This is a genomic window from Rhizobium terrae (assembly GCF_003425685.1).
Taxonomy (GTDB): domain Bacteria; phylum Pseudomonadota; class Alphaproteobacteria; order Rhizobiales; family Rhizobiaceae; genus Neorhizobium; species Neorhizobium terrae.
Genome location: NZ_QJKM01000004.1, coordinates 311,422 through 331,360 on the forward strand (window position 1 = coordinate 311,422; position 19,939 = coordinate 331,360).

Annotated in this window: 19 protein-coding genes and 1 other RNA gene; 9 read left to right on the top strand and 11 right to left on the bottom strand. The window is 61.4% G+C overall.

The genetic code is table 11. The annotated features are described in order from the left end of the window. Window positions 1–49: 49 nt before the first annotated feature. The 3 genes from DMO26_RS09480 (at window position 50) to DMO26_RS09490 (ending at window position 1,868) form a co-directional block, all read left to right on the top strand. Window positions 50–781 carry a dienelactone hydrolase family protein gene (locus DMO26_RS09480; RefSeq protein WP_117191807.1) on the top strand — a complete coding sequence of 244 codons (732 nt, stop codon included), beginning with the start codon at window positions 50–52 and terminating at the stop codon, window positions 779–781. A 49-nt stretch (window positions 782–830) separates the two neighbouring features. Further along, complete coding sequence (locus tag DMO26_RS09485; RefSeq protein ID WP_117191808.1) at window positions 831–1,430, top strand: hypothetical protein; 600 nt, start codon at window positions 831–833, stop codon at window positions 1,428–1,430. A 108-nt stretch (window positions 1,431–1,538) separates the two neighbouring features. Then, a complete protein-coding gene (locus tag DMO26_RS09490) occupies window positions 1,539–1,868 on the top strand; it encodes an HNH endonuclease (protein ID WP_117191809.1) in 330 nt (109 codons plus the stop codon). Between the two features lie 12 nt (window positions 1,869–1,880). On the opposite strand, the gene DMO26_RS09495 is transcribed toward DMO26_RS09490, so the two are convergent. From DMO26_RS09495 to DMO26_RS09535, 9 genes are all read right to left on the bottom strand, one after another. After that, a complete protein-coding gene (locus DMO26_RS09495) occupies window positions 1,881–2,705 on the bottom strand; it encodes a TIGR00282 family metallophosphoesterase (protein ID WP_117191810.1) in 825 nt (274 codons plus the stop codon). 11 nt (window positions 2,706–2,716) lie between these two features. Then, a complete protein-coding gene (locus DMO26_RS09500; protein WP_117191811.1) occupies window positions 2,717–3,301 on the bottom strand; it encodes a 5-formyltetrahydrofolate cyclo-ligase in 585 nt (194 codons plus the stop codon). Then, a complete protein-coding gene (locus DMO26_RS09505; RefSeq protein WP_117191941.1) occupies window positions 3,301–4,587 on the bottom strand; it encodes a hemolysin family protein in 1,287 nt (428 codons plus the stop codon). The genes DMO26_RS09500 and DMO26_RS09505 overlap by 1 nt, the downstream gene beginning before the upstream one ends. 265 nt (window positions 4,588–4,852) lie before the next feature. Then, window positions 4,853–5,881: a sensor histidine kinase gene (locus DMO26_RS09510; protein WP_117191812.1), complete on the bottom strand. Its 1,029-nt coding sequence runs from the start codon at window positions 5,879–5,881 to the stop codon at window positions 4,853–4,855. Between the two features lie 9 nt (window positions 5,882–5,890). After that, window positions 5,891–6,334 (bottom strand): response regulator, encoded by a 444-nt coding sequence (locus tag DMO26_RS09515; protein WP_117191813.1) that lies wholly within the window; start codon window positions 6,332–6,334, stop codon window positions 5,891–5,893. Continuing rightward, entirely contained in the window at window positions 6,331–7,830 is a 1,500-nt protein-coding gene (locus DMO26_RS09520; protein ID WP_117191814.1) for a sensor histidine kinase, read from the bottom strand. The genes DMO26_RS09515 and DMO26_RS09520 overlap by 4 nt, the downstream gene beginning before the upstream one ends. Window positions 7,831–8,134: 304 nt before the next feature. Then, window positions 8,135–8,293: non-coding RNA, 6S RNA (gene ssrS / locus DMO26_RS09525), on the bottom strand. A gap of 76 nt (window positions 8,294–8,369) precedes the next feature. Then, window positions 8,370–8,747, bottom strand: a complete 378-nt coding sequence (locus tag DMO26_RS09530; RefSeq protein WP_117191815.1) for a cell division protein ZapA — start codon at window positions 8,745–8,747, stop codon at window positions 8,370–8,372. Window positions 8,748–8,772: 25 nt separating this feature from the next. Next, window positions 8,773–9,045 (bottom strand): DUF4164 domain-containing protein, encoded by a 273-nt coding sequence (locus DMO26_RS09535; RefSeq protein ID WP_117191816.1) that lies wholly within the window; start codon window positions 9,043–9,045, stop codon window positions 8,773–8,775. Window positions 9,046–9,424: 379 nt separating this feature from the next. On the opposite strand from DMO26_RS09535, the gene tkt reads away from it, so the two are divergent. Further along, entirely contained in the window at window positions 9,425–11,401 is a 1,977-nt protein-coding gene (tkt, locus tag DMO26_RS09540) for a transketolase (RefSeq protein ID WP_117191817.1), read from the top strand. 74 nt (window positions 11,402–11,475) lie between these two features. Further along, a complete protein-coding gene (gap, locus tag DMO26_RS09545; RefSeq protein ID WP_117191818.1) occupies window positions 11,476–12,486 on the top strand; it encodes a type I glyceraldehyde-3-phosphate dehydrogenase in 1,011 nt (336 codons plus the stop codon). A gap of 518 nt (window positions 12,487–13,004) precedes the next feature. Here the strand turns inward: gap and DMO26_RS33625 are convergent. Both DMO26_RS33625 and DMO26_RS34120 read right to left on the bottom strand, forming a co-directional pair. Further along, on the bottom strand, window positions 13,005–13,349 hold the full coding sequence (locus DMO26_RS33625) for an immunity protein Imm33 domain-containing protein (RefSeq protein WP_162894782.1): 345 nt from the start codon (window positions 13,347–13,349) through the stop codon (window positions 13,005–13,007). Then, window positions 13,349–14,338 (bottom strand): RHS repeat-associated core domain-containing protein, encoded by a 990-nt coding sequence (locus DMO26_RS34120; RefSeq protein ID WP_205421192.1) that lies wholly within the window; start codon window positions 14,336–14,338, stop codon window positions 13,349–13,351. The genes DMO26_RS33625 and DMO26_RS34120 overlap by 1 nt, the downstream gene beginning before the upstream one ends. A gap of 660 nt (window positions 14,339–14,998) precedes the next feature. Between DMO26_RS34120 and DMO26_RS09555 the strand changes: the two genes are divergently transcribed. The 4 genes from DMO26_RS09555 to DMO26_RS09570 all read left to right on the top strand — a co-directional run bounded on the left by DMO26_RS09555 (window position 14,999) and on the right by DMO26_RS09570 (window position 19,872). After that, window positions 14,999–16,825: a potassium/proton antiporter gene (locus DMO26_RS09555; RefSeq protein WP_117191819.1), complete on the top strand. Its 1,827-nt coding sequence runs from the start codon at window positions 14,999–15,001 to the stop codon at window positions 16,823–16,825. A 109-nt stretch (window positions 16,826–16,934) separates the two neighbouring features. Continuing rightward, window positions 16,935–18,137 (top strand): phosphoglycerate kinase, encoded by a 1,203-nt coding sequence (locus tag DMO26_RS09560; RefSeq protein ID WP_117191942.1) that lies wholly within the window; start codon window positions 16,935–16,937, stop codon window positions 18,135–18,137. A 218-nt stretch (window positions 18,138–18,355) separates the two neighbouring features. After that, complete coding sequence (locus DMO26_RS09565) at window positions 18,356–19,252, top strand: fructose bisphosphate aldolase (RefSeq protein WP_117191820.1); 897 nt, start codon at window positions 18,356–18,358, stop codon at window positions 19,250–19,252. 173 nt (window positions 19,253–19,425) lie between these two features. After that, window positions 19,426–19,872, top strand: coding sequence for a hypothetical protein (locus DMO26_RS09570; RefSeq protein WP_162894783.1), 447 nt, complete (start codon window positions 19,426–19,428; stop codon window positions 19,870–19,872). Window positions 19,873–19,939: the final 67 nt, after the last annotated feature.

Below are 19,939 nucleotides of genomic sequence, written 5' to 3' on the forward strand. Positions count from 1 at the left end.
CAAGAGGCACCCGGCGGCTCGCATTCGGTACGGATGAAAGGACATTTTCATGAAGCACGACATCGAGATCAGGACGGCGGACGGCGTTGCCAAGGCGGCCGTCGTCAAGCCGGAAAACGGCCAGGCGACCGACAAGGGCGTCATCATCTACATGGATGCTTTCGGCCCCCGCGAGGCGCTCTACCGGATGGGCCAGCGCATCGCCGACGCCGGACATGTCGTGCTCGTTCCCGACCTCTACTACCGCTCCGGCGCCTACGGCCCCTTCGACGCCAGGACGGCTTTCAGCGAGGAAGCCTCGAAAACCCGGATCCGGGCCATGATGCAGGAGGCGACCCAGGAACTAACCGCCAGAGACGGCGCGGCCTTCATCGCCGCTCTTGACGCGGAGGGCGCCACCGGTCCGGTCGGCGTCGTCGGTTACTGCATGGGCGGCGCCCGCGCGCTGACGGCGGCGGCGACCTATCCGGACCGCATCAAGGCGGCTGCAAGCTTTCACGGCGGCAACCTGGCGACCGATGCCGACAACAGCCCGCACCGGCTCGCCGACAGGATCAAGGCCCGCGTCTATGTCGGCGTCGCCGGCGTCGACAACAGCTTTCCGCCGGAACAGTCGGCCCGTTTTGCCGAAGCCTTCCGCCTCGCCGGCGTCGACCATATCGTCGAAAACTATGTCGGCATGGCGCATGGCTGGACCGTGCCGGACCACGGCGTCTATGACGAGGCCGGTTCCGAGCGCCACTTCAAGCGCCTGCTGACGCTCCTCGAAGAAGCCCTTTGACCTGCAATAAGGGCGGCAAGGACCTACCCTATTCTTTCGGAGCGTAACAATGTCGGATATCCTGGAACGGCAAGCCCGGCTGCAGGCCGAGGCCGAGACGATCGTCGCGGCGCTCGACCTGGAAAGGTTGCTGCGGATGGCGGGAAATCCGGTGCGCGTCGGCAGCTCGGTCATGGGTCTCATGGTCCGACGTGACATCGACATCACCGTCGTCTGCGACCGGCTCGACCCTGCCACCCGCCGGACGATCGCCGAGATAGCCGGCGAACTGATGCTCGACCAGAGGATCGGCGCGGTCCGCTACCGCAACGACACCGGCGTCTGGAATATCGAGCCGCAGAACTACCCGGACGGCCTCTATCTTGCCGTCACCTACCGTTCGCAAAAGGGCGAGGATTGGAATTTCGACATCTGGTTCGTCGACGAACCGGAGCGGCAGCCGGACCTGAAGCACCTGAAGACGCTCCTGCCCCGCTTGACCGATGGGGTGCGGGAAACGATCCTCGCAATCAAGACGGAACTGGCCGCCCGTGCGCCGAAAGGCTCGAAGCCTGCTCCCAGCGCACTGGTTTATGAAGCGGTTTTGGATGGAGGGATCGGGACGGCCGCCCATTTCGAAAAGTGGCTTTCGGAGCGGTCGGAATTCTGAATATATCAACCGTTGATGGAGAGGCCCGCGACCCGAACATCCGCCTCGCCTACCCGTTTCATGCCGGCAACCGCTCCAGGACTTGCCTTTCGAGACGTTCGGCTGACCATGATGAGAAAACACAAACAAGGCATCGTTTCGTGGTACCAGCAGCCGAAGCCCGAAATCTGCCCCCTGTGCGGCCGGCTGATCCCCGAGGACCAGCGCGACGAGCACCATCTCGTTCCGAAGAGCCGGGGCGGCCGACGCACCCAATACCTCCACCGCATCTGCCACCGGCAGATCCACGCCCTGTTCACGGAAGCCGAACTCGAAAAATCCTATTCGACGATCGACGAACTCCTCAGGCATCCGGAGATCGGCAAATTCGTCACCTGGGTGGCAAAAAAGCCGCCCGGCTTTTACGACGGCACCAAACGAAGCAACCGCCACCGATGAAGCTTTGCGGATTCACCGCCAGAACGACGGAATGGTTTCCGAAAGCCGGGGGCCGATCCGGAGCGGCTCGATCTTTTCCGCAAGCCCCGTCGCGTCGGAAATTTCGATCCCCAATCCGCAGATCGTCGCCGGCCCCGTCGCCGCCTCGAAACGGCCCTTCGGCATTTTCGAGATGAAACGGTTGAGCGGCTCTTCCTTGTCCATGCCGAGTGAACTGTCGTAATCGCCGCACATGCCGGCATCCGACATGTAACCCGTGCCGGCATTCAATATCTGGCAGTCGGCGGTCGGCACATGGGTGTGCGTGCCGACCACGAGGCTTGCCCGGCCGTCGACGAAATGCCCGAAACACTGCTTTTCGCTGGTCGCTTCCGCATGGAAGTCGAAGATGATCGCGTCCGCCTGTTCCTTGAGCGGCGCGGCGGCGAGGATCGCCTCGGCGCTCTTGAACGGATCGTCGAGTTCCGGATGCATGAAGACCCGGCCCATGATGTTGGCGACGAGCACGCGCGCGCCGTTTCGCGCATAATAGAGGCCGGAGCCCCTGCCCGGCGTGCCGGCGGGATAGTTGGCGGGGCGGAGGAACTGGTCGTGCCGGCCGGCGAAACCGACGGCATCCTTCTGGTCCCACACATGGTTGCCGGTGGTCACCACGTCGGCGCCGGCATTGATCGTCTCAAGAAAGATGTCTTCGGTGATGCCGAAACCGCCGGCGGCGTTCTCGCCGTTGACGATGACGAAATCGAGCTTCAGGTCGGAGACGAGGCCAGGCAGTTTTTCCCAGACCGCCGTGCGGCCCGTCTTGCCCACCATGTCACCCAGAAACAAAAGGCGCATGCTTATCCAATCTACGCGGCGTCTGGAAAGGGCCGGTAGCCGCTCTCGGTCAGGACCGCGTCAAGTCTGATGTCGTGAGGTTCAGCGGGCACAGATGCCACTTCCTGGCAGTCGAAGGCAATGCCGATGAGCTTCGGTTTCAGGCCTTTTTCGTGGAGACGGTGAATGGCCCGGTCGTAATAGCCCCCGCCATAGCCGATCCGGTGGCCGGCGGCGTCGAAGGCGGAGAGCGGCACCAGCATGACGTCCGGATCGAATTCGGCCGCCTCGGGTCCCGGCCCGAACGTCCCGAACGTGCCCGGCACCAGTTCCGCACCACGGATCAGTTCGCGGAAGACGATGGTCACCTTGTCGAGGATGACCGGCACGCAGAGCCGCGCGCTGCGGTCTCTGAGATGAGCCATCAGCGGCCGCGTATCGACTTCCGAGCGGATCGGCAGGAAGCCGGAGACGACGGCGCCGGCCTCGAACGCGATGGCATCGGCGCCGTGCGCGGCAATCGCCAGGCTCTTTTCGATGCGCTCGACCGGCGGGATCGCGTCGCGGGCAGCAAGCCGCCCGGCGCGCAGTTCCGCCTTCAGCCACGCAGTGCTCATTACGCCTTTTCCGCCGCACGGCTGACGATGAGCTTGTCGATGCGGCGGCCGTCCAGGTCGACCACTTCGAACGTCCAGCCGTGGCTGGTAAAGCTCTCGCCAAGTTCCGGCAGGTGCTTCAGCTCGTCCAGGACGAAGCCGGCAACCGTCTCGAAACCGGGGTCCTCGCCGACCGGAATGCCCATCTGCTCGGCGAATTCGTCGACCGGCATCCACCCGGCGATCAGAAACGAACCGTCGTCGCGCGGCACGATCGCCGGCTCTTCCTCCTCGTCCTCCTGGAAGACGCCGGTAATCGCCTCCAGAATGTCGCCGGAGGTGATGATGCCTTCGAAATGGCCGTATTCGTCGTAAACGAGGACCATATGCGCCTGCGCCCGCCGCAGCGCCTGGATCACGTCCATCGCGCCGGTCAGGTCGGATACGACGGGTGCTTCCCGCATCATTGAGCGGATGTCGAAGCTCCTGTCGCCGGCGATAAAATCATAGGCATCCTTGACGAACAGCACGCCGAGGATTTCGTCCGAACTGCCGTTGCGCACCGGCAGGCGCGAGCGCGGCGTGGCGCGAAGCTGCTCGCGAATTTCGTTGAGGTCGTCTTCGATGTCGATCACCTCGACGTCGCGCCGCGGCGTCATCAGGCCCCGGGCGGTACGGTCGGCAAGCCGCATGACCCCGGAAATCATCGCCGATTCCTCCGTCTCGATGACGCCAGCGCTCTGGGCTTCGGCAAGCACGGTGCGGATCTCCTCGTCGGTAACCCGGTCACCGGATTCCCCTTTCTGGCCGAGCACGCTGAGGACGAGGCGGCCGGAAATATCGAGGAACCAGACGATCGGCGCGCCGATCATCGCAAGCAGCCTCATGGAAGGCGCGACGCGGGCGGCCACCGCCTCCGGCGCACGCAGCGCGATCTGCTTGGGCACCAGTTCGCCGATGATCAGCGACAGATAGGTGATGATCACGACGACCGTGCCCACGCCCAGCCAGTCGGCCAGATTGTCCGCCATGCCCTGCGCTTCCAGCCAGACGGTCAGCCGCGTGCCGAGCGTGGCGCCCGAAAAAGCGCCGGACAGCACGCCGACGAGCGTGATGCCGATCTGGACCGAGGACAGGAATCGGCCGGGATCCTCCGCCAGCCGCAGAGCGGTCGCCGCGCCCCGGTTGCCCTGTTCGGCCATCACCTTGAGGCGAACCGGGCGGGAAGAGACGACGGCGAGTTCCGACATTGCAAGGACACCGTTCAGGACGGTGAGTGCAATGACGATGAGAATTTCGGTTAACAAAAGGGGCTCATAAGCTAGGACAATATTCCTGCACACGAAACGGACATGCCGCCTTTGACAGCGGCGGGCCTCGACGCGATCGCGCCGGAAGCGCTTCGCCGGCAAGGTTTCGAGCACAGCTCGGAAAACCGGAAACCGGTTCTCGGAGCTATGCACCTTCACTTGCCCAGGCGAATCATAGGGTCGTCACCCGGTCATTGCAATGGTGGGAACAAAATCAGCAACGGCAACTGTTGCAGAAACGGCGCACGAACGGCGCGGATCTTTAGTGCAGGCTGACCGTCAGCTCGGCCCGGGTGCCCGACGGCGAAGGGACGTAGTGAATGTTCGAGCCGAGCGTGGCCGCCATCGACTTGACGATGCGGCTGCCGAGCCCGGTGCCCTTGGGGGCGTCCCCCTCGCGCCAGCCGATCCCGTCGTCCTCGACGGCGAGGAGCGCGCTGCCCTCGCCCTGGCGTTTGAGGAGCACCCTCACCTCGCCCTCCGTTCCGGCCGGATAGGCGTATTTCAGCGCATTGGTCAGAAGTTCCGTGACGATCATGCCGACCGAGACGGCGCGGTCCGATGTCAGCGACAGCGGCTCGGCGTCAAGCCGGATCGACGGGCCTTGCTGGTCGTTGACGGAGCCCTGAACCTCACGCACCAGCGTGCCGAGATATTTGTCCATCTCCACATGCCGCACGTCGTCCGACGTGTATAGGCTGCGATGCATGCCGGCGATCGCGGTGATCCGCGCCTGCGTCTCGGAAAGCGCCGCTTTCACGTCGTCGTTCCTGCTGCTCGATGCCTGCAGTCGGATGAGCGCGGCGACCAGCGCCAGACTGTTGGCGACGCGATGGTTGACCTCCGCGAGCAGAACCTCGGCGCGCTCCTTGCCGAGGCGAATCTCCTGTTCTGCCTTCTCCTTGGCGCGGCGCAATTCGGCATTGGCGATGCCTTGCGCGATCGCGCTCTCCATCAGCGGCCAGAATTCCTCGCCGACGGTCTTGATGACGTAGTCGGACGCACCGCTCTTCAGCGCGTCGATCGCGATCGTCGCGTCGCTGGAACCAGTAACGTAAATGACGGGTATGACCGAGCCCTGATCCTTCAGCTTATGAAGAATGTCGAGCCCGGTCTCGGTCTTCAGGTAGTGATCGAGAACGATCGCGTCAACGCCGCCTTTTTCCACCGCGTCCATTGCCGATGTCGCATCGACGGCATGGACGACCTGATAGCCAGCCCGCCCGAAATGGCGTTCAGCCAGTCGGGCAAGCGCAAGGTCGTCATCGACATAGAGTATGGTTTGCGGCATCGCGTCTCGTTATTGTCCGGGTATCTGCATCACGGCAAAGAACAGCCCAAGCTGTCTGATGGCATGTGCAAAGCTGTCGTAGTCCACCGGCTTGGTGATATAGACGTTGGCGCCGAGATCATAGCAGCGCTGGATCTCGCGCTCGTCGTCTGTCGTCGTGAGGATGACCACCGGCAGACGCTTGGAGTGCGGGTTGGACTTCACCTTCTCGAGGATGTCGATACCCGACATGTCGGGAAGATTGAGGTCGAGCAGGATCAGCAGATAACGGTCGTGGTTGACGTTGCCGGTCCGGTCCGGGCCAAGAATGTAGTCGAGAGCCGAATTGCCGTTGGCGAAGGGAATGATCTCGTTGTTAACGCCGGCGCGGCGGACATTCTTCTCGATGAGACGGGCGTGGCCCTCGTCGTCCTCGATCATGACGATGGTGACTTCCTTGCCGGCAGCTTTCATGACCCGTGCCTCCTGACATATTGGGACAAATCCGAGGGCAACCGGATGATGAACGTCGCTCCGCCGCCCAGAGTGGAGGTCACCGTAATTTCACCGCCTAAATTTCTAACTAATGATCTGACATGCGCAAGACCGATGCCCTCGCCTTGCTGGTCCTGAACGCCCGAGCGGCGGAAAAGCTCGAAAACCCTCTCGTGATCCTCCGGAGCGATGCCCCGGCCGTTGTCGGCCACTTCTATGCGGATTGCCCCGCGACCCAACGGTGTAGCCCTGACCGAAAGGTTCAGCGGCCGTTCGGGATGTTTGTACTTGACCGCGTTGTCGAAGAGATTACCGAAAATCTGTTCCAACGAAAATCGGTCGGTAATAAGGCCGCGAGCCTGGCCGACCGAAATATTGATCTCTCCGCCCGCTTCATTGACCTGATGATAGATGCTGGCGGCGGTAGCATCCAGCAGTTCCCCGAGATCGATCTTCTCCGGCTTCAGTTCGCGCCTGCCGTCCCGAGAGATCTTCAGGATGGCGTTGATCAGCCCGTCCATCTTCCTGGTCGAGGAGCGGATGAAGGCGATCGCCTCCGGCAGGTCCTCCTCGACCGCAAGCCGCGCGTCCCGAACCTCCGTTTCGGAAAGCTGCTCGCCGTCGGCTAGCACATACGCGCTGATCGATTTCAGTGTCGCATCGAGTTCGCTCGTGAAGCCCATGATGTTGACCAGAGGCGCGCGCAGGTCGTGGGAGACGATATAGGCATAACGCTGGATCTCGCGGTTCGCCTGGATGAGGTCCTCGGTGCGCTCGGTGACGCGCTCTTCGAGCCCGGCATTCAGTTCTTCCACCTCCGTGCGCGCCCGCTGCAGTTCCCGCACATGCTGTCCGACGATCAGCAATGCCCCGCCGGTGACCAGGATGATCATCAGTCCGCCGCCAATCATGATCCATTGCAGCGAAGAGGCGGACTCGTTCAGTTCCTCGATGCCGGAACCGATCCGGCTGTCCATGTCCCGGATCACCTTTCCGAGGTGCGCCGTGATGCCTTCCATGATCTGCCGGCCGTAGGCGCTCTTGACGATGGCCACCGCGCCGGTGAAATCGCCCTTCTTGCCGAGACCGACGGTACCCTCCATCTCCTGCGACTTCTCGTCCAGCAATCGGTCCAGCTCCGCCATCGGGACATCGACGGAACCCTGTGCTGAAACGGCCGCCTTGAAACGGTCCCGCGCCTTGGGCAGGGCCGACATGGCGTTGATATAAGGAGTGAGAAATTCCTGGTCTTGAGTGACAAGGTATCCGCGCTGGCCGGATTCGGCGGCCCGCAGATAAAGGACCATGTCGGCGGCGGCACTTCTGACGTCGCGCAGCTTCACGACGTCCTGGAAATAGGCCTTGGTGCTGGACGTCAGAAAGAAGGAAGACAGCACGATCCCGATCATGACGGCGCCGCCGATGAGCAGCATGAGCAGGGAAGATCGGGCAAAGGTCGTCTGGAAGAAGCGCATGAAACCGGCTGGCGAGGGAATACGAAACAGGAAGGCATGAACTTGGTGGCATGGCCGCCATTGTCAAGCGCCGCATGGTGCGCGGTCTGCGGAATGGTTGGCTCCGCCTCGAAGCCGGTCTGATCGCGTCCCTCCGTGATCGCGCGCATGGCGCGCCAGCGCCTCGTCGCCGACACTCGAAATGGAATTCACTTGAAACGAAGGGATTGCAGGATCGGCCCGCCGCCTGGCGGTTGTGAATTCGCCGCTTGGGACCGCCATTGCCGCAAAGGTCGAGAGATCGTTCCAAGGAGAGTGGAGAAAAGCGCGATCCACGGCAACCGATGGAGATTTACGATCCTGGGCGCCTACAAACGTAGGTGGGCACCGTGTGTCCAAGCCCACGGGCCTGGACAGGGACAGCTCCCTTTGGATCGAGTATGGCCCCAGGGATTGTGGTTCCTGTCGAGAGGCGCAGACCGCAGCACCAATATAAGGGTGAACCGCAATTCGCGCCAGTGGCGCCGAACGCTTTTCCCGATAGAAAACAGGCGCGGCTGTCAGTTGACGGATGCCGGCGTCCGGCCGTTCAGCCTGGCCGTCAGGTTTTCGAGCCGCGCCGCCAGTTCGCTGAGCGCCGAAGCGACCTGCTGTTCGCTGTGCTGCTGGCTCTGGAGCGCGCCGTCGCGATTCGATTTCAGCGACGTGACCTCCGCTTCGAGGAGACCGATCTTACGGGTCAGTTCCGATAATTCATCCATGATCATAATGCCGGCCATGACGGTGATCCTCAGATCGCCGATTTCGCCGAACTGGCTCTTCAAATGTCCGACATAACGGTCGAAACGGCCGGCGAGCTCGGTCAGGTGCCCTTCCTGCCCCTCCTCGCAGGCCATCCTGTAGGCCTTGCCGTCGATCGTCACCGTTACCTGGGCCATGGCGTTCCCTTTGTCTCCCGGCGCCTCATCGATCCAGTACGGCGCGGATGGTTTCCATCGCCGTCACCAGCCGCCGGGAGACTTCTCGGTTCACTTCTTCCAGCCGATTGGCGCGGAATTGCGACTGGTCGAGTTCCTGTGCCAGGCGGGCCCGGTCGGCATGCACCCGCCGCACCTCGTTCTCCGCTTCGTTGCTCTCGCGCTGGCGCTCGATGCGCGCATCGACGGCACTCTCGAGGCCGCCGACGGCTGCTCTGAGCTGCGAAATCGCCATGTCGATCGTTTTTTCCGCCGGCATCCGAGCCTTCCTGCCGATAGCACTTCCCGTTGACATCAGGGCGGCCGAATCGGTCCGGTACACCCTTTCAACAAGGGCAGCAGACTATTCACGGGCCGCGGGCCGGTCAATCAACCCAACCCCTCCCGACATGCCCTAAACTGTGGATCGTCTACTATGTTTCCGCCGATATTTCGCCCCCGAGGGATCCGGCCGGGATCGGCGTCCATATTTCAGGCAGACTGCGGGAAACTTCGTCACACGTCCGTTGTTACGGGCGCGCTTTTGTTGACACAGGCGTTGCACCTGCTAAGGATCACCCGCTCCTCGACGGTCCGTGGGCCCACGTCCGGTGGTCCCGCGAGGACCGAGACCGACACCCGGAAAAAGCGGATTAGCCATGATCTCTCTCGACAAACATAACCGGATGGCGAACGCGATCCGATTCCTTGCCATGGATGCTGTAGAGAAGGCCAATTCCGGCCATCCCGGCCTGCCGATGGGCGCTGCCGACATCGCGACCGTGCTCTTCACCCGCTACCTGAAATTCGACCCGAAGAACCCGCTCTGGCCGGACCGCGACCGTTTCGTGCTGTCGGCCGGCCACGGTTCCATGCTGCTTTATTCGCTCCTCTATCTCACCGGATACGAGGATATGACGATCGAGGACATCAAGCAGTTCCGCCAGCTCGGTTCCAAGACCGCCGGCCATCCGGAATACGGCCATGCGTCCGGCATCGAGACCACCACCGGCCCGCTCGGCCAGGGCATTGCCAATGCCGTCGGCATGGCGATCGCCGAACGCAAGCTGGAAGAGGAATTCGGTTCCGACCTGCAGAACCACCATACCTACGTGCTGTGCGGCGACGGCTGCCTGATGGAGGGCATCAGCCAGGAGGCGATCGCGCTGGCCGGCCACCTGAAGCTCAACAAGCTCGTCCTCTTCTGGGACGACAACAAGATCACCATCGACGGCGCCGTCTCGCTGTCGGATTCGACCGATCAGGTGATGCGCTTCAAGGCCGCCCACTGGAACACGATCGAGGTCGACGGCCATGACGTCGAGCAGATCTCGGCCGCGATCGAAGCCGCCCAGAAGTCCGACCGCCCGACCTTCATCGCCTGCAAGACGATCATCGGCTTCGGCGCCCCCAACAAGCAGGGCACCCACAAGGTCCACGGCAATCCGCTCGGCGCCGACGAAATCGCCGCCGCCCGCAAGCACCTGAACTGGGAGGCGGAAGCCTTCACCGTTCCGGCCGACGTCCTCGATGCCTGGCGCCTTGCCGGCCTGCGCTCCACCAAGACCCGCAAGGACTGGGAAGACCGCCTCGCCGCCTCCGATAAGAAGGCGGAGTTCGTGCGCCGTTTCGCCGGCGACCTGCCGGGCAATTTCGACAGCGCCATCGATGCCTTCAAGAAGAAGATCGCCGAGAACAACCCGACCGTCGCCACCCGCAAGGCCTCCGAGGACGCGCTCGAAGTCATCAACGGCCTGCTTCCGGAAACGATCGGCGGCTCGGCCGACCTGACGCCGTCGAACAACACCAAGACCAGCCAGATGAAGTCGATCACCCCGACCGATTTCTCAGGCCGCTACATGCACTGGGGCATCCGCGAACATGCGACCGCCGCTGCCATCAACGGCATCGCGCTGCATGGCGGCCTGATCCCCTATTCCGGCGGCTTCCTGATCTTCTCGGATTATTGCCGCCCCTCCGTGCGCCTCGCGGCCCTGATGGGCATCCGCGTCGTGCATGTCTGGACGCATGATTCCATCGGCGTCGGCGAAGACGGCCCGACCCACCAGCCGGTCGAACATCTGGCGGCGCTCCGCGCCATCCCCAACCTGCTCCTCTTCCGCCCGGCCGACGAGACCGAGACGGCCGAGTGCTGGCAGCTGGCGCTCAAGGAAAAGCATCGCCCGTCGGGCCTCGCGCTCACCCGCCAGAACCTGACGCCGGCCCGCAAGACCTACGAGGAAAAGAACCTCTGCGCCCAGGGCGCCTACGAACTCGTCTCGGCGGCCGACGCCAAGGTGACGATCTTCGCGTCGGGTTCGGAAGTCGAACTGGCGCTGAAGGCGCAAGGTCTGCTCGACGCCAAGGGCATCGCCACCCGCGTCGTTTCCGTCCCCTGCGTCGAACTCTTCTTCGACCAGCCGGAATCCTACCAGACCGCGGTCATCGGCAATTCGCCGGTCAAGATCGCCGTCGAAGCGGCGGTGCGCGAAGGCTGGGATCACTTCATCGGGCCGAACGGCACCTTCATCGGCATGAAGTCCTTCGGCGCCTCCGGCCCGGCCAAGGAACTCTTCAAGCACTTCGGCATCACCGCGGAAGCAGTTGTCGCCGCAGCCGAAAAACAGCTCGCCTGAGCAAAGACCGACCATGAAAGGGGCGCGTTAAGCGCGCCCCGCCAAGACAGACCGCACATTTTCGGGAGAATGACATGACTGTGAAAGTTGCCATCAACGGCTTTGGCCGCATCGGCCGCAACGTTCTGCGCGCTATCGTCGAATCCGGCCGCACCGACATCGAGGTCGTCGCCATCAACGACCTCGGCCCGGTCGAGACCAATGCCCACCTGCTTCGCTACGATTCCATCCACGGCAAGTTCCCGGCCGATGTGAAGGTCGAGGGCGACACGATCATGGTTGCCGGCGGCAAGCCGATCAAGGTGACCGCGATCAAGGATCCGGCGACCCTGCCGCACGGCGAACTCGGCGTCGATATCGCGCTCGAATGCACCGGCATCTTCACCGCCCGCGACAAGGCCGCCGCCCACCTGACGGCCGGCGCCAAGCGCGTCATCGTCTCGGCGCCTGCCGACGGCGCCGATCTGACCGTCGTCTTCGGCGTCAACCACGACAAGCTGACCCGCGAACACCTGGTCATCTCCAACGCGTCCTGCACCACCAACTGCCTGGTTCCGGTCGTCAAGGTCCTCGACGACGCCGTCGGCATCGACCATGGCTTCATGACCACGATCCACTCCTACACCGGCGACCAGCCGACGCTCGACACGATGCACAAGGACCTCTACCGCGCCCGCGCTGCGGCGCTGTCGATGATCCCGACCTCGACCGGTGCTGCCAAGGCCGTCGGCCTCGTCCTGCCGCACCTCAAGGGCAAGCTCGACGGCACCTCGATCCGCGTTCCGACCCCGAACGTCTCGGTCGTCGATTTCAAGTTCGTCGCCAAGCGGGCAACCACGGTCGCCGAAATCAACGAAGCCATCAAGTCCGCCTCGAACGGCGCGCTGAAGGGCATCCTCGGCTACACCGAAGAACCGCTCGTCTCCCGCGACTTCAACCACGACAGCCATTCCTCGATCTTCGCGATCGACCAGACCAAGGTGCTCGAAGGCAATTTCGTTCGCATCCTCACCTGGTACGACAACGAATGGGGTTTCTCGAACCGCATGGCCGACACGGCCGTGGCGTTCTCGAAGCTGATCTGAGGATTACGGAGGCCGCCTTCGGGCGGCCATCGATAAGTTATGGCCTCCTCCCGCAAGGGAGGGGGTTTTTGTTTGTGGGTGTCGGTGACGGCAATGCTGGTTTCAAAGAACACGAATTCGGCGGCAAATTTCACCATGACACCGGGGACTTGGGTACACTACCTCCCAAGCTGATTTGGGATGTGGCGTAACTATAGATCGGGCAGATCGCCATGGCGCTGGAACACCACGGCGAGCAGACCGAGCGCGGCAATCTCTAGCGCGAAATCGTCGCCCGCAACCTCCACCGTTTCGGCGCATGGATCGCGCTCAAAAGGACGAGGTTCGATGTGGTGTGGGAACGGTTCAAAAGGGCGACAGCTCTCGGCCGCAGCAGCGGGAACGCGAGGTCAGTTGGAACGGTAAGATACGAACGCCAGCCCGCCACGGTTCACGCCCATGCAACGCGACAGGTTGCTCGGAAAGGGGAGCGCTCAGACCAAGAGAGAACGAGGAAGAGATAGATGAGCGTATTTTATCTACTCTATAAGTAATTCTTTGTCGAACCAAATATCTTCATATGATCCGTCTGTCAAAAATCTCCACCCAGGAGGTAAAGCCAAATATTTTATTACGAGAGGATTCCACATAGAAATATGAGAATAATGCAAAGGCTGGAAAAAACTATCGTCTTCCGGTGAGAAATCATCACCAGCCCAGATATACCACCCACTTGTCCCGCGACTTGGTAAATGCCTCAGCCCATTTATTGGAAGAATATCTGTTTTAACATTCAATGATACGCCTAATATACTATCCGCCTCTGGAGGCAAAAAGCCTATACCATGTGATTTACAAAACTCTCTTTGGATTTCATCCATCATCAATCGAGCCCAAAAACGCGTTTCATTTCCGTCGAAAAACCTCTTAGAAAGCCACCTTGCCTAGAAGAACATTCCGGGCATTGAGGCTGAACAGCATCGAGAGACTTCATATTCTTCTGATCGATTGTTCCAGTTCGATAGTATTCTTTGACTAAGGGTTCTTTATGATCTGCAATTTGACGTTTTGCGGTCGTGCCACAATCTACACACGGCTTCCCCTGTACAGATTCTCGTTGAGATTTTGAAGTAGCGTTGCTAGGCCTTTGGTACTTCTCGCTTATATTAGGTTCCTGGATAGTGCGAGGTGCTGCGATTGATGCCGGAGCGCTGCTCCTACCTCCGCCACCTGCACGACTTCCACTCCCTCCGCCGCCAAAAGGCCCCACCAAGTCGAACTTTTTGGAACCGGGCGGATCCGCCATAGTCGCCACTGGGGTAGACGCCGGTTCCTGTTCCTTTTTATCACGGTCGTTTACGCGTGTGTCGGCTGTTTCCGTAACCGCCTTTGATTGCTCAGACTGTTCAACGGCGCTGTCATTCCCGCTTCCGTCTGTGCCCTCACTTCCATAATCAGAGACGTCGGGGCTTACGGAGTGGCCACTTGGATCACTTTTGTTGACAGGATCATTTTCGGAGTAGGCGTATCGATTTGTCCCTACACCGGGCGCCGTTGGGTCCCAGGTATCCGGCGAAATAAATCGAGCATTTGCCACTGACCCAAATGAAACAAATATCATGCTGGAAACGAGCAGCAGGCTCAAAAACCGAGCCGCAAGCCCGATGAAAAAGGAATTCATGAAAGCCCCATACCCATAAAAGCGCGGCAGCAAACTGCCGCATGATTCGCCCCGGACTTCAACCTCTGATTTTAGGACTTGGCGGTCAACAGTCGCGATTTTCAAATCCACAATACGTAATCGGAATCGCCACAACAGAAGTGTTCCAAATTTCTGCGGCACAACGAAAAATATTCGCTCCTGATTTTCCACGTCCTCCCGGCTTCTGCCTACAATCCTCCCGCTTCCGTCGCCGGAGTGTTTCGCGAGACGTTCGCGGGCAGGCGGGGGCCGGCGCTTCTATCGGAACCGTAACGTGCGGGGATGGTGGAAGAGGTGAAAGCCATGGGCCAGGGGCAACCCGAACCCTATCAAGCCTCCCCCTGGCCGCCGGGCCGGATTCGGTTGAGCCGTCCAAGTGGCAAGGTTTCCCGAAAGGAGACCGCGAACGAAGCCATGCAGCGAGGCGAGGTTTTCATCTGTAGGGGCTGGAAGCCCCGACAAGACGCCGAAGGCCACGCGAATGCGGAGCCACCTAACTGAACTTAAATGAGGCTCCGCATTTGCGCGGGCTCTCCGATCATCCAGCGTCCCCCAAAGTGGGCACCGGTTTTGGGACAGGAGGCTGGGGCAGAAAGGTGAAAAGCCATCGGCATCAAGGGATGGAGCCATCTTTTTTCTCCCCCCGCCCTTCTCTTGCCGGAATTGTTCCCGCCTAATCATGGAGTTGTATCGATTCGCCCGGCGACTGTTGGGCTCTGCCCCATTCTGAGCGTGACCGCCTGCGCGGCACGATGCGGCACAGTTCCCGGGATCGGGGCTGCGGGCGGGGAAGATGTAACGCGAGGGGTCAGAAGGAAGGGGACTTTATAGGTGGAGGCGTTTTATCTCGTTCTGCTGGTCGGCACGGTCCTCGTGCTGGTGGCTGCCTTGTCAAGCCTCCTCGCCTTCCGCTTCGGCGCACCCCTTCTCCTGATCTTCCTGTCGATCGGCCTGCTTGCAGGCGTCGATGGGCTCGGCATCCAGTTCGAAAACTATTCCTTCACCTTCATGCTGGGTTCGCTGGCGCTGGCGATCGTGCTTTTCGATTCCGGTTTCATGACGCCGATCCATTCCTTCCGGATCGCGGCGGCGCCGGCGATCACGCTTGCGTCGCTCGGCGTGCTGCTGACGGCCGGCATCTTCGCCTTTGCCGCCACGCTGCTGCTGAACTTCACCTGGCTCGAAGGCCTGCTGCTCGGCTCGATCGTCGCGTCCACCGATGCGGCGGCGGTGTTCTTCCTTTTGCGCGTCAGCGGCATCAATATCCGCGACAAGGTGCGCTCGACGCTGGAAGTGGAATCGGGCACCAACGATCCGATGGCGATTTTCCTGACGGTGGCGCTGGCCGAACTCGTTGCCACCGGCCAGGGCTTTTCCGGGCTGAACGCCCATTTCCTGCTGCTGTTCATCGAGGAAATGGGGCTCGGCGCGCTCTTCGGCCTGTTCGGCGGCATGATGATCGTCTGGGTCCTGAACCGCTTCACCTCCGACCGGGGGCTGGCGCCGATCTTCGTGCTGACGCTGGCGCTTCTCGTCTTCTCGTTCACCGGCGCCATGGGCGGCAGCGGCTTCCTGGCGGTCTATGTGGCCGGCATCTATTCCGGCAACCGCAAGATGTTCGCCAAGCCGCAGATCGTCCGCTTCAACGAGGGGCTGACCTGGCTGGCGCAGATCATCATGTTCCTGGTGCTCGGCCTGCTTGCGACGCCATCGCAATTTCCTGCCATTCTTCTGCCGGCCATCGGGCTTGCTGCCTTCCTCATCTTCGTCGCCCGGCCCGTTGCCGTCTGGCTCAGCCTGCTTCCCTACGACTTCACCCAGCAGGAAACCGGTTTCGTCGCCTGGGTCGGCCTGCGCGGCGCGGTCTCCATCCTGCTCGCCATCATGCCGATCCTGAGCGGCGTCGAAAACGGCACGGTCTTCTTCAATACGACCTTCATCATCGTGCTCGTTTCGCTTCTCGTGCAGGGCTGGACGATCAAGCCGGTCGCCGAAAAGCTCGGCCTCATCATTCCGCCGCGGATAGGCGCGGTCGACAAGATCGAACTGGACCTGCCGGGCACCGCCCATCACGAGCTGATCTCCTACCGTGTCATGAAGGACAGTCCGATCCTCGGCGGCGAGCGTATTCCCCGCTGGGCCATGCCTTCGCTCGTCATCCGCGACGGCCGCAGCATGCGTTACCAATATGCCGGGCGATTGAAGGAAAACGATCAGGTCTACCTGTTCATCTCGCCCGTCTATTCGAAACTGCTCGACCGCCTGTTCGCGAGCCAGGTGCCGGTCGACGAGGACGATGCGGAGTTTTTCGGCGCCTTTGCCATCTCGCCGTCACGCCCCGCCAGGGAGCTCGATGCAGCCTATGGCCCCGGCCTTCTCTCCGCCAACGAACAGAACATGACGGTCGGCGATCTGATGACTTCCCGCCTCGGCGGACGGGTCGAATATGCCGACCGCATGCGCTTCGGCTCGATCGTGCTGATCGTCCGCGAGCTTGACGAGCACGAACATATCCGCTCGATCGGCATTTCGCTGGAACCGGTGGAGCCGGCGACCAACCTGCCGATCTTCATCAACATGCGCGAAATCGCCCACCGCATCCGCGATCTGCTGCGCAAGTATCGGGGCAAGAAAGTGCCCGGAAAACCCGCCGGCTGATCATACCTTCGCGCGAGGAATGCGAACGGCGGCGGCCAATCGGCTTGCGTCGCCGGTCAGGCATAGTATGGTCCGCCCGAAACTTTATCCCAAGCGAATGGATAGCATCATGCCGGCCTTCAAAACCCTTGACGACCTCACCGATATCGCAGGAAAGCGCGTGCTCGTGCGCGTCGATCTGAACGTTCCCGTCGCCGACGGCAAGGTGACCGACAAGACCCGCATCGAGCGCGTCGCCCCGACCATCCTCGAACTGTCGAAGAAGGGCGCCAAGGTCGTCCTGCTCGCCCATTTCGGCCGCCCGAAAGGCGAACCGGTCGCCGACATGTCGCTGTCGCTGATCGTCTCCGCCGTCAACGAGGTGCTCGGCCAGAAGATCCTGTTCGCCTCGGACTGCATCGGCCCTGAAGCCGAACAGGCGGTCGCCGCGATGAAGAACGGCGACATCCTGCTTCTCGAAAACACCCGTTTCCACAAGGGCGAGGAAAAGAACGATCCGGCCTTCACCGAAGCGCTCGCCAAAAACGGCGACATCTTCGTCAACGACGCCTTCTCCGCCGCCCACCGCGCCCACGCCTCGACGGAAGGCCTTGCCCACCACCTGCCCGCCTATGCCGGCCGCACCATGCAGGAAGAGCTCGAAGCCCTCGAAAAGGGGCTCGGCAATCCGGCCCGCCCGGTGGTCGCGATCGTCGGCGGCGCCAAGGTCTCCACAAAGATCGACCTCCTGCAGAATCTGGTGAAAAAGGTCGACGCGCTGGTGATCGGCGGCGGCATGGCCAACACGTTCGTCGCCGCACAGGGCATCGACGTCGGCAAGTCGCTCTGCGAGCACGATTTAGCCGAAACGGCCCGCACGATCATGGCGGAAGCGAAAGCCGCCAATTGCGCCATCGTGCTGCCGGTCGACGGCGTCGTCGCCCGCGAATTCAAGGCGGGCGCCGCCAACGAAGTGGTGGATATCGACAAGATCCCGGCCGACGCCATGGTCCTCGATGTCGGGCCTAAATCGGTCGCAGCCGTCAGCGACTGGATCTCCAAGGCCTCGACGCTGGTCTGGAACGGCCCGCTCGGCGCCTTCGAGATCGAGCCCTTCGACAAGGCGACGGTGGCAGCAGCCAAGCACGCCGCAGAACAGACCAAGGCCGGCAAGCTCACCTCCGTCGCCGGCGGCGGCGATACGGTCGCAGCCCTCAACCACGCGGGTGCGGCAGACGACTTCTCCTACGTCTCGACCGCCGGCGGCGCCTTCCTCGAATGGATGGAAGGCAAGGAACTCCCGGGCGTTTCCGTGCTTTCGCAGACCGCCTGATTGTCATATCCATGCAACGGAGCCGCGCCTATATAGCGCGTCACGCTCCGTTGTTAATCGCTTTAAAATTTTTTAGATATTTTAAACGATTGAAGTCATTTCAATCGTTTCAATCATTTAGGCATGCATTTCCCTTTAAAAAAACTTCTGTTATCCGCGTGACAGCTTAGGGAGATATGAGCGCGTTTCGCGCCAACTTTTAGGGACAGGAGTGTAGTATGGTGGATGCCAAGATGTTGAACAAGATGAGTTCCGCGCCCGGATTTATCGCGGCGCTGGATCAAAGCGGTGGTTCAACACCTGGAGCGTTGCGTCTTTATGGCGTGTCCGACACCGACTATCAGGGTGACGAGGAGATGTTCCGCCTGATGCACGCCATGCGCGTCCGCATCATGAGCGCGCCTGCCTTTACGGGCGACAAGGTTATCGGCGCTATCCTGTTCGAGCGGACCATGGACGGCCACGTCGATGGCCAGGCCGTCCCCTCTTATCTCTGGGAAAAGCGCGGCGTCGTGCCATTTCTCAAAGTCGACAAGGGCCTCAATGCTGAGGAAAATGGCGTTCAGACGATGAAGCCGATGCCCGATCTGGACGCTCTCCTGATCCGCGGCCGCGAAAAAGGAATTTTCGGGACCAAGATGCGCTCGGTGATCGCCCATGCCGACAAGGCCGGGATCGCTGCCGTCGTTGCGCAGCAGTTCGAGGTTGCACGTCAGATCGTCGGCCAGGGCCTCATGCCGATCATCGAGCCGGAAGTCTCCATCAAGAGCCCGACCAAGGAACAGGCTGAAGCCATTCTTCGCGACGAGATCGCCGAGCAGCTCGACAAGCTTCCCGCAAGCGAGACGGTCATGCTCAAACTGACGATCCCGACGGTCGCCGATTTCTACGCTCCTCTGATCGCCCACAAGTCGGTCGTCCGGGTCGTCGCGCTTTCCGGCGGCTACAGCACCGCGGACGCCTGCGAAAAGCTCAGCCATAACCATGGCATGATCGCGAGTTTCTCGCGCGCGCTGGCGGAAAACCTGCGCGTCACGATGAGCGACGCTGAGTTCGATGCGAGCCTCGCCGAAACGATCGACCAGATCTACGCCGCAAGCGTCAATAAGTCCTGATGCGATCGTGATGATCGGCTGTGGAGCATGTCGCTCCTCTTCAGAGGAGGAAGAAGGCCGCCCCGAACGGGCGGCTTTTTCGTTGGCTGAAAGCGTGGCCGGCCGGCAAAAACCGTGACATCGGCATGAACCGAACCGCATATGCAGCGTTCATGTCCATGATGGAGGCAACCATGACGGAATTGGAAGCCAAGGTCCGCCGACTGTTCGATGAATATGGCCGGACGAGCAACGATGCGTTGAAGGATGATGCAATGGTGCATGTCTCGCAAATCGCCTCGTTCTTTGCGGCCTATTTCGTCGGTTCGACGCCGAAAGCCGTGTTTGGCGGCCCGAACGACGCGGCCTTTCGCGAGTTCATCCCCCGGGGCTTCGCGCGCTATCGCGAGGCCGGCGGCAGGCGGATGGAGATTACCGGCGTAAAGGTGGTCACGCTTAACGAGCTTCACGCGCTCGCAGAAGTCGGCTGGGACTTCTGCTACGTCAACAAGGCGGGCAAGGGCGGCAATGTGCGCTTCACCAACTTCTATTTCGTCACCGTCGCCGACAGTGAACCGCGTATTTTCGCCTATATCACCGGCGACGAGGAAAAGGCGATGAAGGACCATGGCCTGGCCTGAATTGGGCCTGCCCGCCCTTTCTTTTCATTGATGGGCGCAATCAAAAACATTGGCTGGTCGCGACAGC

Bases quoted from the DNA above. Each gene is read 5' to 3' on its own strand.
- DMO26_RS09480 (WP_117191807.1), top strand. From the start codon at position 50: ATGAAGCACGACATCGAGATCAGGACGGCGGACGGCGTTGCCAAGGCG.
- DMO26_RS09485 (WP_117191808.1), top strand. From the start codon at position 831: ATGTCGGATATCCTGGAACGGCAAGCCCGGCTGCAGGCCGAGGCCGAG.
- DMO26_RS09490 (WP_117191809.1), top strand. From the start codon at position 1,539: ATGATGAGAAAACACAAACAAGGCATCGTTTCGTGGTACCAGCAGCCG.
- DMO26_RS09495 (WP_117191810.1), bottom strand. From the start codon at position 2,705: ATGCGCCTTTTGTTTCTGGGTGACATGGTGGGCAAGACGGGCCGCACG.
- DMO26_RS09500 (WP_117191811.1), bottom strand. From the start codon at position 3,301: ATGAGCACTGCGTGGCTGAAGGCGGAACTGCGCGCCGGGCGGCTTGCT.
- DMO26_RS09510 (WP_117191812.1), bottom strand. From the start codon at position 5,881: ATGCCGCAAACCATACTCTATGTCGATGACGACCTTGCGCTTGCCCGA.
- DMO26_RS09515 (WP_117191813.1), bottom strand. From the start codon at position 6,334: ATGAAAGCTGCCGGCAAGGAAGTCACCATCGTCATGATCGAGGACGAC.
- DMO26_RS09520 (WP_117191814.1), bottom strand. From the start codon at position 7,830: ATGCGCTTCTTCCAGACGACCTTTGCCCGATCTTCCCTGCTCATGCTG.
- DMO26_RS09530 (WP_117191815.1), bottom strand. From the start codon at position 8,747: ATGGCCCAGGTAACGGTGACGATCGACGGCAAGGCCTACAGGATGGCC.
- DMO26_RS09535 (WP_117191816.1), bottom strand. From the start codon at position 9,045: ATGCCGGCGGAAAAAACGATCGACATGGCGATTTCGCAGCTCAGAGCA.
- tkt (WP_117191817.1), top strand. From the start codon at position 9,425: ATGATCTCTCTCGACAAACATAACCGGATGGCGAACGCGATCCGATTC.
- gap (WP_117191818.1), top strand. From the start codon at position 11,476: ATGACTGTGAAAGTTGCCATCAACGGCTTTGGCCGCATCGGCCGCAAC.
- DMO26_RS33625 (WP_162894782.1), bottom strand. From the start codon at position 13,349: ATGATGGATGAAATCCAAAGAGAGTTTTGTAAATCACATGGTATAGGC.
- DMO26_RS09560 (WP_117191942.1), top strand. From the start codon at position 16,935: ATGCCGGCCTTCAAAACCCTTGACGACCTCACCGATATCGCAGGAAAG.
- DMO26_RS09565 (WP_117191820.1), top strand. From the start codon at position 18,356: ATGGTGGATGCCAAGATGTTGAACAAGATGAGTTCCGCGCCCGGATTT.
- DMO26_RS09570 (WP_162894783.1), top strand. From the start codon at position 19,426: ATGACGGAATTGGAAGCCAAGGTCCGCCGACTGTTCGATGAATATGGC.